Genomic DNA, 12,597 nt, shown 5'->3' with positions numbered 1-12,597 from the left:
GTTTAACTAATGACTATTAAATTATCGAGGAATTAGTTTATAAGCTCTTGTCTAATTTTTGCAGCAAGTTTATTGATATCTACTTGCTCAATAGGGTGCTTAAAATCTGCAAATTCAATGTATTTGGCATTGGGAATATCATGTGCAGCAGATTCAGACTCTTCTTTACTTACCATATTATCTAGTGTGCCGCGTGTAATCGTGACAGGGATGGTAATTTCTTTAAAAGTATTGGTGGTAAGAAGTGGATTATTACCCAGATTGATCATTAAATCAGCCGTTCTGTGCATTACTTCTTTCCAGTCTAAAGGGAAATGTCTCTCCGCCAACGCTGTGGCAAATGCAGGAACTTTTTCTTCAATTTTCGCAGGGTTCAGCATCTTTATTTCATGAGCTGCTGATTCTGGTGACCAATGAAATTTTGTCCCTAAAGTGAATACGCCTGATATTTTCTTACTAGTACGAGCAAGGTTAAGTGCTACATAGCCACCCATACTATAACCGAAAATAAGAACGTCTTGTAACTTGTTTTCAGAGAGAAACTGATCTAGTTCAAGTGTGAATTGGGGAATTGAGAAGTTATTACTAAAATCTTTACCACCATGACCTGAAAAATTAAAAGTATGAACCTGAAATTCAGAGCTTAATTCAGATTGTAAATTGAAGAATTGTTTTTCTGACCCAAGTGCCCCATGTAATATGATGAGATTAGGTTTGCTCAATTTAATGCCTCTGTAAGAGCTGTTACATCCGCTGATAAATGAGCCAAATCTTTGGTTTGATCTTTTAAGGCGCTAATTAAGTAGCCAGGTACCGGTTTTTCAGCGACCACTTTTGAAAGTATATCCTTCAATAGAGTTTTTAACTCCGTATTTTCTGCAGACACTTTAGGAAGCATTTTATTGATAATGGTTATAGCTGGATGTTCAGTATTCTTGAGTTCTGCTACTTCGAGGTTACGCTTCATTGTATTTTTTTCAATGCATGCATTGTATCTGTCAATGATCTCATCCAGGTCATTTTTCTTTAGTTTCTTTTCTTCTATTGCTTCAGACACACCATCGCAATCGGAAAGAAATTCTGTGAGTTGCTTTTTAAAACTGATGTTAGGTACGACTAAACCATCCCCATCAAGTTTTTCTAAATAGCGGGAGCCAAAGTCATAGGATTCATCCTCACGGAAGTAATAAAGGCTCAAATACCCCAATTTTTCCACACGCATAATTCTGTATTTATTATTGAGCCTTACGGTATGATACAACTCATCATCTTTCGTGAAACCGGTTATTTCATAGGCTTTATACCGAGTTCTTCCTTCATCGTTTTTAAGTACCACATCTTCAAAAAGCATTTCAGGTAACTCGATAATAACTTTTCCGGTGAGGGTATCTCCGTCAAGTATAAAAAGCTTATCCTGTGCCGAAAGTGAAAAACTGGCGAGTATAAAAACTAAGAATAGGAATCTATGCATGGCTGTGTCATTTGCTGGCAAAAATAATATTATTTATCACTTTGTTCACCTTTTTTCAGCCTTCCGGCATCTTTTAAGGCTTTGTTGATAATCCACTCAATTTGGCCATTAACGGACCGAAATTCGTCAGCAGCCCACTTTTCAACAGACTTAGCGAGTTCCGGGTTTAAACGTAACACTATTGGCTTTTTTTTGGCCATCAGTTATTATCCTTTTTATTCATCAATTTTTGCATTGTATTGGCAACTTCATCAGGAAATTGTGTTCCAATAACTATTAACTGGTTTTGAATTGTTTTTATGAATAGCGCAGTATTCCCTGAAGTATTAACAAGTAATTTTCCGCTTACTTTTCTATATCCCCAACCTCCAAATTCTGTGATCGGATTAAATTTTTTTACTTCAAAATGTTGAATATCAACTATTGGTATGTTTTTCCACTTGCCCATGAATGGGTTAAATTTAAAACTGACACCATCATTTTCTATTCGTGTGTGTAATCGGCTAAAGAATAACAACAGAGTTATACCGGCCAGCAGAAGGATTACAAACATGCTTAATAAAATTAATCCAGTGTTAGAAATGGGATTATTTCCTATGGGTATTCCTAAATACAGTTGATAATATACAGCTTTGGCAAAAAGGGTTAAGAAAACAGTATCTAATGCTATAATCAACACCCATAACCATATCTGATTAAATCGTTGAGTTTCAACAAAAACCCGCATGTTAATGATTTAAGGTCCCTGAATTTACGACAGGCGATACGTCCTTATCGGCACATAATACCACCATTAAATTGCTCACCATAGCGGCCTTTTTCTCTTCATCCAAATCTATTATTTGTTTTTTAGAAAGTTGATCCAACGCCATCTCTACCATACTTACTGCACCTTCTACAATCTTATGGCGGGCTGCTACAATTGCAGTAGCTTGTTGTCTTCTCAACATTGCACTAGCAATTTCAGATGCATAGGCCAAGTATCCAATTCTTGCTTCAATTACTTTAATACCTGCTATTTTAAGACGTTGAGTAAGGTTATCCTCTAAGGCACTGTTCACTTCATCTAAACCTGATCTTAATGTTATCTCAGCCTCATCATCCTCAAAATTATCGTATGGGTATTGTCCTGCCAGTTTCCTTACGGCTGCATCGCTTTGTACTTTCACGAAGTTTTCGTAGTTGTCTACTTCAAATGCTGCTTTAAAGGTGTTTTCTACCTGCCAAACCAGGATTACTCCAATTTGAATAGGATTACCCACTTTGTCATTCACTTTCACTCGTTCACTATCAAAATTCCTTGCCCGTAACGAGATTTTCTGTTTAGAGTAGAATGGATTTACCCAAAAGAAACCGTTCTTTTTTACTGTGCCTTTGTAATCACCAAAGAGTACCAACACTCTGGATCCATTAGGATTGACAAAGAAAAAACCGGGTAAGAGTACTAATGATAATGCAAATACTAAAAGTAACAACGGAAATTTAGTGAAGGCAAATACTATGATTGAGCCAATGGTCAACACTGCTACAACCAATAACATTAAGTAGCCTGAAATGGGGGAATAATTTTTTTCTGTATTCATAAAAGTGATATTAAAATGATATCATAATGGTACTAATATAAATTATAACGGAGTAATATACAAAAGGTTGTGTTTCACAGGTCTGCCTTTCAAGAATGCTTTGATCTTAAATTCATGTATAGTTTATTTGCCGTTATATTTAATTCGATAAAATGGTAAAATACGACCCTAAAACCTGGCTTTCATTAATATTTCATTCTTACAGCAGACAAGTAATGAAAACGCTTTTTCCTGCATTGCTTGCAATGGGCCTTTATACTTCAGGGATAGTATTTTTGTTTCTAGAGGTGTTTGATTTTAGGTTTTCGAGTACGCATGTAGTGCACTCGTTGCTAGGTATTGTGCTAGGTTTGTTCCTTGTATTCAGAGTAAACTCCGCTTATGATAGATGGTGGGAAGGCAGGAAACTTTGGGGTTTATTATTGAATAATTCACGAAACTTAGCGGCCAAAATATCTTCATTCATATCGAAAGATGATGACGTTAACAGAAGATTCTTTGCTCAAATGATTCCAAATTTTGCAATGTCTATGAAGGAGCATTTAAGAGAAGGGGTAGACTTGGAAGATCTGGATATTGTGGAAGATGTGTTAGACAGAGTGAAAGGCAAAAATCACATTCCAAATACGATTTCTTTGATGATTTATGAGCGTATTACTCAAATGTACAATGAAAAGAAGATTACAGGAGAGCAGTTTTTTGTTTTGGATAAAGAAGTAAAGGAGTTCTCTGATATTTTGGGCGGTTGCGAGCGAATAAGGAATACGCCTATTCCATATTCATACAGCATGTTCATTAAGAAGTTTATTTTCACCTACACGGTAACATTACCATTTGCCTTCCTATTTGATTTCTTATACTGGACGGTGCCTATAGTTTTAATGGTGTTTTTCATTTTGGTAAGCGTGGAGCTTATTGCGGAGGAAATTGAAGACCCATTCGGCAGGGATGTGAATGACTTACCAACAGACGATTTGTGTGAGAAGATTAAAAATAACGTGAGAGAGCTATTAATTCATTGATATAACCATATAGATTACATAAAATATGATCATAAAGATCATAACGGCATACATGACTAAGTCAACACGAACATATTCTTTGTAGTCATTATACAACTCCCTGAGCCATTTCATAAAGCAAAGTTAGTAGTTCCTTCTACTAACTTTCTTTTTATTAATCAGAAGTTCTAAATTCATGTATGAGTCTGATCAAACAAACGAAGGCTAACTTCGGAACAGCCCCCGTATTTTTTACTGCAATATCTACCATTCTAGGAGCCATCATGTTTCTGCGATTTGGTTATGCCGTAGGCAGTGTAGGTTTTATTGGCACTCTAGGTATTATACTTTTTGCACACATGGTCACTATATCAACTGCCATGGCCATTGCAGAAATTGCTACTAACCAACGTGTAGAGGGCGGGGGAGAATACTATATCATATCACGTTCATTTGGTATAAATGTGGGTGCTGCTATTGGCATTGCACTGTATTTATCGCAGGCAGTAAGTGTTGCCTTTTACATTATAGCTTTTGCAGAGGCCTTTGGTCCGCTCATTGACTATTTGTCGGCCAACTTTGGAATTGAACTATACGATAAGCGGCTGATAAGCATACCCTCCGTTATTCTACTCTGCATCTTAATCATAAAAAAAGGAGCCGCTTTAGGAATGAAAGCGCTTTATGGGGTAGTTGCTGTTCTGTTTTTGTCTCTTATTATGTTCTTTCTTGGTTCCACTGAATACCAACAGAGTGCATCAGAGTTTGACTGGAACAATACTGTTCCCAACCCGGATAGCTTTTTTATGGTTTTTGCCATTGTTTTTCCTGCTTTTACTGGTATGACGGCTGGGGTTGGGCTATCCGGAGATTTGAAGGATCCGAAGAAATCCATTCCGATGGGTACGTTACTTGCTACAGTAGCAGGAATGATTATTTACGTTTTTATAGGCTATAAAATGGCTAATGCTGCTTCACCAGAAGATTTGGTTAATAATCAATTAATAATGATGGACATAGCCATTTGGGCACCGATAATACCAATTGGTTTAGCCTGTGCTACCATCTCATCAGCCTTGGGTAGTATTTTAGTAGCACCAAGAACGTTGCAAGCTTTAGCGGGAGATAAGGTGTTTCCACTCATGAAAATTAATGCCTATTTAGCGAAAGGTAAGAGCGGCACAAATGATCCTGTGAATGCTACTATTATTACGGGTGTAATTGCATTACTATTTGTAGGAATTGGAGATGTAAATGTAGTAGCAGAGGTCATCTCCATGTTTTTTATGATTACCTATGGGTCGCTTTGTTTAATTTCTTTTCTACAACATTTTGCTGCAGACCCATCATATAGACCATCTTTTAAATCAAAATGGTACATATCACTACTGGGTGCACTATTGTGTGTTTATTTAATGTTTAAGATGAATACTCAGTATGCAATCATTTCAATTATCGTGATGACTCTGATTTATATTTTCATCACTCAAACCAGTAAAAGCAAGGAAGGTTTGGCAAAGATATTCCAGGGAGTAATTTTTCAGATTAGCCGTCAGCTGCAGGTTTTTCTTCAAAAAGTTGACAAGGGAGAGGAGAATTGGCGACCTTCTATGATCTGTATTTCAGATAATTTTTTTAATAGACCCTCGGCATTTCAGTTGATGAAATGGTTGTCACACCGCTATGGGTTTGGTACCTATATTCATTATATCAATGGATATCTATCAAAGGAAACGAATGAGAAGTCGCGCATCGAATTGCAAAGGTTATTGAAAGCAACAGGTATAAGTAGAAGTAATGTGTATGTTGATACACTTATTTCACCATCATTTACTAGTGCGGTGGCCCAATCGATGCAGTTGCCCAGTGTTTCAGGTAAGGAGATTAATATGATTTTGTTTGAATACTCTAAAAATGAACCTGAAGACCTGAATCATATCCTCGACAACTTTACGATGGTGAAGGCCGCTGAATTTGATATTTGCTTACTTGGCTCATCGGATAAAGAGTTTGGGTTTATGCATGAAATACATATCTGGCTAACCCCTAACGACCTAAAGAACAGTAGTTTAATGATTTTATTGGGTTATATAATTATGGGGCATAGAGATTGGCGCGATGCTCAGATTAAAATATTTGCAGTGGTAAGTAAGAAAGAAATGGGTTCTGAAGAGGAAAATCTTGTGAGCATTATCAAAGAAGGACGACTGCCTATTTCACCCAATAACATTAAGTTTATTCAGCATGAAGATGATGTGGTCATTAAAGATATCATTAACGAGAAGTCAGTAGATGCTGACTTAACCATTTTAGGATTTAGAGCGGAAGCGATTAAGCAATTGGAACATAAGCTCTTTGAAGGCTATGATAAAATTGGTAATGTGCTATTTGTTAATTGCTCTAAAGCCAAAGAGATTGAATAAACCTTAGCCTCTAAACCCTTTATTGAGTTTAACGGGCTTACCTTTTTTACGCATTTTGATGTTGATCATTTCTACGACCAGCGAGAAGAACACTGCAAAGTAGATGTAACCTTTAGGTACATGATGCCCCAATGCTTCAATCGAAAGCATAAAACCTATTAGTATGAGAAAAGAAAGCGCCAGAATTTCTAATGTGGGATGGTCATGAATAAACGCACTGATTTTACCAGAAAAAAGCATCATAACAATCATGGAAATAACCACTGCAAGAATCATCAAAATCAAATGCTCTGTTAAGCCTACTGCAGTTAAAATGGAATCAAAAGAGAAGATAATATCTAATAATATTATTTGAGCTATTACAGTAGCCATTGAAAACTTTTTGCTGGACCCACCATTTTCACTTTCTACACCTTCCATTTTATGGTGCACTTCCATCACACTTTTAAAAATTAGGAATATTCCACCTCCAAGTAATATCAAGTCACGGCCACTGAACGGGTGGTCAAATAGCGTAAATAAGGGTTCAGTAAATGTGATAATATAGGTGATGCCCATTAATAGCCCAACTCTGAAAATTAAGGCCATTGAAAGGCCTATGTTTCGGGCTTTAGCTTGTTGAGCCTCCGGTAGTTTGTTGGATACAATAGAGATGAAGATGATATTATCAATCCCTAGTACAATCTCTAAAAAAGTAAGCGTGAGTAAAGCCACCCAGGTGGATGGTTCTAAGAATAATTCCATGTTTTCAAATATAGCAAATACGAAATAATAGAAACGTGTTTAAATTTTAATATCAATTAGTATCTTGTTGCTTAATCTGAAATTATGGAACCAACTAATTGTATTAATTGCGGTGAGGAGCTAAGAGGAGAGTATTGCCACAAATGTGGTAATCCAGTAACTAACAATAGACTCACTTTCAAGACAGTTTTTCAAGAATTTTACCAGCGTGTATTTGGGTTTGATACTAAGTTTAGCCGTACTTTAATTCATTTATTCACTAAACCTGGAAGAGTAGTAAATACTTACATCAACGGAAACAGAACCTACTACATGGGGCCTGTTGCTTATATTTTTTGGATGCTCACCGTTTTCGTTTTACTAATGTCTGCGTTTGAGATTGACATGCGTGATCTAACACAGAGCACTCAGGAGCTTATGGCCCAAGATCAAAAACTAACAGCAAAGCAGGAGCAATTAAATGAAGACTTGATGAACTGGATATCAAATAATTTCAGGCTTATGACCTTTGCATTATTTCCTGTGATTGCGATTCCACAGCTCCTGTTTTTTAGGAAAAAGGGCTTTAATTATATAGAGCATTTGGTGGTCTTAGTATACAGCAATGCTCAGGTATTTGTCTTTTCAATATTATCCTTATTTCTATTGTACTATTTCGCTTATTCAATACAAACTGAAGTGGCATTAATTAATTTCATATTTTTTGCCTATGTGTGTAGCATGACATATGCGGGTAATAAATGGTGGAATTTTTTTAAAGGCTTATTCTCGTATTTAGTTGGGTACTTGCTATTAATTTTTGTTACAGGTATAACAGTAGCCATTTTTTATATGAGCTAGACTTTCTTGTACAAAAAGAACTATACACTGAGGTTGTTGAATTGGAGAATTATCGTTTTAATCCTATTTTTTGGGTTATAATAAATGATTCTTACTATCAAATGAGTGCATGCTAATGTAATAATCGTAATACCCAGCAGAACTAAAAATATTGAAGTGGTCGACCAATCAAGGTTTAGTTGTAAGTACAAATTAAAACTGAGACTGAGCGTGAGTAATGGAGTAATAATGTAATACGCTAAGCAATATCTTTTAAGATAGTTATAAGTTTTTTGAGCGTTTTCAATAACACTCAGGTTTGGATTAAAGACATTAATTAATCGGTATTTTATTTTATAGTGGACGAGCAGTATAGCCGCAGCACCTATAATTTGGCTACTTACCACATACCTACTCTTCAATCCCAAATAAAAAGTAATTAGAACAAGCAGAGCGGTAAGACCAATCATTACTAGAGCGTCAATCAACATTGTTCGGTTAATTCGCTGAACGGCAGATTGCGTTTTTATCTTAAAAATATCTTCCAGCTCAGACTTGCTATAAGACACATCAGTTTCTAATATTTTCCCTTTTAATTGCTCTAATTCCATACTCAAGTCATAATGGTTTTTAACTTTTGCTTAATTCGGTTAAGCTTCACTCCAACATTACTTTCGCTAATACCTAAAATATCCGCCATTTCCTTGTAGCTCATATCCTCTAAGTACAACACGACAAAGGCTCTTTCAGATTCTGATAACTTTTGAATTGCCATTCTCAAAAGCTCTTCATCCGATTCAGTTTCTTTTTGATTGTCTGCTTCGGAGAAGCTAATATGCTTAAGGGCTTCTCTTCCTCGCATCACCTTTTTTATGTACGTTATCGCTGTGTAAAGTGCTACGCGGTAAATCCAGGTTGAAACTTTAGATTCAAAATTAAATCGCTGATAACCTTTCCACAACTGCGCTAAAATCTCCTGAAACAAATCTTCGTGCTCAATTGTATTATCAGTATACATACGACATACACTATGAATAACACGTTGATACTTATCAACCATTTCAAGAAATTCTTGCTGACTCTTGCTCAATTATCTCCCTTAGTTTGCGTGAATTGTATGTTTAATTTCTGTTTTCTTACAAAGGATCGCTATTTTTTTAATATCTTTCATCATCCGAAATCAGAACTACCATTGTAACAAAGCTAATTTAAGGGTACTTTTACACCTTACAAATCTTATGATTTCGACTAAATCTATATTAAACACATTCTTTTTAGTAGTTGGTTTACTACTTACAACCAGTGTTTTTGCTCAAGTTGACGATCCTGCTGCTTCAAATACCAGATTTTATTATTCAGGTAGTTTAGGAAGTAATGAAAAGATAGAATTAAATATTCAGCTAACGGGATATTTAATTTCAGGATCATATATGGTTATAAACTCAGGCGACATTTTCCTTATTAGAGGTAGATTATCTGCTGACAAAGCAGGGTTAGGTGTGATCGTTTATGATTCTGAAAACAACTATGTGGCGGCCGTGGAGGCTAGAGTTGTTTCTGAAGAGTTGGATTTTGCCAGAGAAATTCGTGGTGTATGGAAAAGCCCGGATGGAAATCTAATTAAAAACTTACGATTGAATAAAGTGGCAGAGTTTGCCAGAAACAATGCTGAAGAAAGTACCACTTCTTATTTTGAATAGAATACCCACCAGGCAAGCTGGCAGGTATAGTATTCACAAAACAACATCATTCATTTTTTAAATTACTCGCAGGGTTCATCTTTCCTGTTTTAATCGTCTGAGAACCTATAGTAAGTGCGCTTATTATCAACAATATAAATGTGCCTGATAGTATAATCTCTGGTGAGATTGTAACCCGATAGGCGATGGATTCTAACCATAAGTTATTGACAACTATCGTTAGCGGAATAGCAACTACGATAGATATCAGTAATAGAGTCCCAAAGCTTTTTGAAAGTATATATATCACCTGATTATCTGAAGCGCCTAATGCTTTTCTAATAGCTATTTCTTTAACTCTGGTTTGTGTATTATAAATAGCCATACCCAATAGGCCTAAACTTGCAATTGATAAAGCAAGGAAAGAGAAAACCCCTATTATCTTAGTGAGATCACCAAAGGTCATATCATAAAACTCGTTAATATCTTCCTCCATATATCCATAGGTAAATTGTTTTAGCGGATTCACGGTTTTCCAGGAAGCTTCAATTTGGGAAATACCAAGTTCCTGGTTCTGGGAATTAATTTTTACATGAGCCAGATGAAACCTTGTAGGAATGTGCCTTAAAGCCATGGGCTTAATTTCTGCCGTTAAATTTTGGTGGTTATAATCTTGAATAATGCCTACAATACTAAGTTCTGAAGAGTCTTCATCATAAATTACTTTGCCAAGTGCATCGTGTTTATTTTCAAAGTTGAATGTTTCAATGGCTCTTTCATTAATGATAATTTCATGCTCATTTTTCAAATTAGCCTCTGGGTTAATATTTCTACCCGCCACTAATTTAAGACCCATAACATCGATATAATTTTCATCTACAACATAATAAAATAGTTCAGATTCTTCGTTAGATAGATTTCTTTTGAAGCCTTCGCCATACGTAGTGCCCGCAGCCGGTAGGTGAGAAGCTAATGTCACTTGCTCAATGGCTGATTGTTTCTCCAGTTCAGTTTTAAAGGCTTCACCATCAGTTCTTACAAGTGGAATATTAATGATATTCTCTGTTTTAAAACCTTTGTCGGATGAAACCAGAATATTTAGTTGTTTGTAAAGTATTATTACTGATAGTATAAAGAAAAGAGATAATGCTAGTTGACCTGTAAGTAAAACTTTTCTTAAGCCCATTTTGGACATAAGCTTCATGGAGCTTAAATCTTTCAAAACTCTGATCGGCTGAAAAGCTGATAGAAGAAATGCGGGAAGCAAACCTGCCAAAAGCCCTACTGCTAATGCGAAAGCCACTGAAGTGGCGATTACAGCAGGACTGAATGAAAGATTCCATTTAAGCATAGTAGCCAGACTTAAACTGCTGAAGGCCGGTTCGATGATTACCACAAGCGCATAAGCTACAATTAAGCTGAAGAGTGAGATTAATACAGATTCGATTATAAACTGAGCAAATATTTGACCTTTAAGTGCACCAGATACCTTTCTAACACCAACTTCTTTAGCACGACTAATTGATTTAGCAATGCTTAAGTTAGTATAGTTGAAGCAGGCCGATATCATAACAATGAGTGCTAGTCCGCCTAAAAAGTAAACAAACAGCATCGGCAAGCCAGGGCCAATCTGGTTGCCTAATAACGGACCGGGATTGATAGCAGTAAGGTTTTGAAGTTGAAAACGATAATCTACATCTTCATTTTCAGAGTAATACTTTTCATCTATTTCAGCTAGATAGTTTAGAACCTCTTTAGCATTTTTTCCCTCTTCCAGTTCAATATACGTCCAGCCGGAGGTATTAACCTCCCAGGTGTCGTTAGACTTGTTCATCAATGAGTCTTTTTCTAATAACTGAGTAGTAGAAAAGGAGGCTAATGCTTCGTAAATGATGTGGGATTTTTCATTATTATCTTTTATCACACCGGTAACCTTATACTCACCAATTCTATCCATATCTATCACTTGTCCGATAGGATCGTTGTTGCCGAAGAGCTTAATGGCTGCCTTTTTAGTGAGTACTACTGTGTTAGGTTCTGCCAGAGCAGTGGAAGCATTTCCAGCCTCAAGTTCTAGTTGGAATATTTCCAAAAATGATGGTGATACAAAAAAACCACCTAAAGGAATGTTTAGGTCATTTTCTATTCCTACCCAATCATTACCAAACCCTCTTCTGATCTTACAGTAATTCTTAATACCGGAGTAATTTTCTATCAGCTCATTGCCCAGTGGTATAGGTGTAGTGGCCAGTACATTAAAGGGGCCAGGCTCATGCAAACGCTGCATGTTAATGCGATAAATATTATTAGCTTTTTTATTATATCGATCCATACTCATCTGATCGCCTACAAGCATAATTATGATTAAGCATACAGCCATGCTTAGAGATAAACCAAAAATATTGATGGCTGAAAAAGCTTTATTCTTAAAAAAGCTTCTGAATGCGGTTTTAATGTAATTTCTAATCATGGCTTAGTTGTTTTCTTCATCGGACATTCTTCTGGCAAGTACGAAGTACACCAAGAAGCCAATCGACACGGAAATAGCGAAAATCCCAAAAGGTAAAGTAGACTCATCTTTAAAACTCACGCCATCAATAATTACTAAACCTATACCGGCAGATAGTATCAACAATCCCCACTTCAGCGAACTGAGTTTATTGGCATTACTGTGTTTTTTAAGTAGTACATCATTTTCAGGATTTACATATCCCTTTTCAACCATCTTCTTTCTTAGAAAATAGTCAGTTAACGTTTTTGTAAATAATACTGCACCAACACTCATACTTCCTAAGACGGCTATTGGCATTAAAACTTCATAAATATTCATATCCTTACGTTTTTCGTTGTATCTGCCCATAAGACATGTGTACCTCA

The 12,597-nt window shown here is 36.1% G+C and carries 14 protein-coding genes; 4 read left to right on the top strand and 10 right to left on the bottom strand.

The features are described 5' to 3' along the window. Window positions 1–32: 32 nt before the first annotated feature. From JR347_RS16355 to JR347_RS16335, 5 genes are read right to left on the bottom strand one after another with little or no spacing between them, the layout of a single operon-like run. The gene (locus tag JR347_RS16355) at window positions 33–722 is read right to left on the bottom strand and encodes an alpha/beta fold hydrolase (protein WP_205721657.1); all 690 of its coding nucleotides are present in this window, start codon (window positions 720–722) and stop codon (window positions 33–35) included. Then, complete coding sequence (locus tag JR347_RS16350; RefSeq protein ID WP_205721656.1) at window positions 719–1,471, bottom strand: hypothetical protein; 753 nt, start codon at window positions 1,469–1,471, stop codon at window positions 719–721. Before JR347_RS16350 ends, JR347_RS16355 begins: the two co-directional genes overlap by 4 nt. A gap of 29 nt (window positions 1,472–1,500) precedes the next feature. Beyond that, complete coding sequence (locus JR347_RS16345) at window positions 1,501–1,671, bottom strand: Arc family DNA binding domain-containing protein (protein ID WP_205721655.1); 171 nt, start codon at window positions 1,669–1,671, stop codon at window positions 1,501–1,503. Beyond that, window positions 1,671–2,198 carry a DUF6141 family protein gene (locus JR347_RS16340; RefSeq protein WP_205721654.1) on the bottom strand — a complete coding sequence of 176 codons (528 nt, stop codon included), beginning with the start codon at window positions 2,196–2,198 and terminating at the stop codon, window positions 1,671–1,673. Before JR347_RS16340 ends, JR347_RS16345 begins: the two co-directional genes overlap by 1 nt. A 1-nt stretch (window position 2,199) precedes the next feature. After that, window positions 2,200–3,054, bottom strand: coding sequence for an SPFH domain-containing protein (locus JR347_RS16335; protein WP_205721653.1), 855 nt, complete (start codon window positions 3,052–3,054; stop codon window positions 2,200–2,202). Window positions 3,055–3,206: 152 nt separating this feature from the next. On the opposite strand from JR347_RS16335, the gene JR347_RS16330 reads away from it, so the two are divergent. Then, entirely contained in the window at window positions 3,207–4,076 is an 870-nt protein-coding gene (locus JR347_RS16330; protein ID WP_205721652.1) for a bestrophin family protein, read from the top strand. Window positions 4,077–4,255: 179 nt separating this feature from the next. Next, a complete protein-coding gene (locus tag JR347_RS16325) occupies window positions 4,256–6,478 on the top strand; it encodes an amino acid permease (RefSeq protein ID WP_205721651.1) in 2,223 nt (740 codons plus the stop codon). Between the two features lie 3 nt (window positions 6,479–6,481). Here the strand turns inward: JR347_RS16325 and JR347_RS16320 are convergent, their stop codons facing one another. Then, window positions 6,482–7,222, bottom strand: coding sequence for a TerC family protein (locus JR347_RS16320; RefSeq protein WP_205721650.1), 741 nt, complete (start codon window positions 7,220–7,222; stop codon window positions 6,482–6,484). 84 nt (window positions 7,223–7,306) lie between these two features. On the opposite strand from JR347_RS16320, the gene JR347_RS16315 reads away from it, so the two are divergent. Further along, window positions 7,307–8,062: a DUF3667 domain-containing protein gene (locus JR347_RS16315; RefSeq protein ID WP_205721649.1), complete on the top strand. Its 756-nt coding sequence runs from the start codon at window positions 7,307–7,309 to the stop codon at window positions 8,060–8,062. A gap of 20 nt (window positions 8,063–8,082) precedes the next feature. On the opposite strand, the gene JR347_RS16310 is transcribed toward JR347_RS16315, so the two are convergent. Together JR347_RS16310 and JR347_RS16305 are read right to left on the bottom strand one after the other, a co-directional pair. Next, window positions 8,083–8,658 (bottom strand): hypothetical protein, encoded by a 576-nt coding sequence (locus JR347_RS16310; RefSeq protein ID WP_205721648.1) that lies wholly within the window; start codon window positions 8,656–8,658, stop codon window positions 8,083–8,085. Continuing rightward, complete coding sequence (locus JR347_RS16305; protein WP_205721647.1) at window positions 8,655–9,131, bottom strand: RNA polymerase sigma factor; 477 nt, start codon at window positions 9,129–9,131, stop codon at window positions 8,655–8,657. Before JR347_RS16305 ends, JR347_RS16310 begins: the two co-directional genes overlap by 4 nt. A gap of 148 nt (window positions 9,132–9,279) precedes the next feature. On the opposite strand from JR347_RS16305, the gene JR347_RS16300 reads away from it, so the two are divergent. Further along, the gene (locus JR347_RS16300; RefSeq protein ID WP_205721646.1) at window positions 9,280–9,741 is read left to right on the top strand and encodes a hypothetical protein; all 462 of its coding nucleotides are present in this window, start codon (window positions 9,280–9,282) and stop codon (window positions 9,739–9,741) included. 46 nt (window positions 9,742–9,787) lie between these two features. Here the strand turns inward: JR347_RS16300 and JR347_RS16295 are convergent, their stop codons facing one another. Next, a complete protein-coding gene (locus tag JR347_RS16295) occupies window positions 9,788–12,190 on the bottom strand; it encodes an ABC transporter permease (protein WP_205721645.1) in 2,403 nt (800 codons plus the stop codon). 3 nt (window positions 12,191–12,193) lie between these two features. Beyond that, window positions 12,194–12,580, bottom strand: a complete 387-nt coding sequence (locus tag JR347_RS16290) for a DUF6249 domain-containing protein (RefSeq protein WP_205721644.1) — start codon at window positions 12,578–12,580, stop codon at window positions 12,194–12,196. Window positions 12,581–12,597: the final 17 nt, after the last annotated feature.

It is taken from the genome of Fulvivirga lutea (assembly GCF_017068455.1).
Classification (GTDB): Bacteria; Bacteroidota; Bacteroidia; order Cytophagales; family Cyclobacteriaceae; genus Fulvivirga; species Fulvivirga lutea.
Note: the sequence above shows the minus strand (reverse complement) of the source record. Positions and strands in the feature narration are given on the sequence as shown.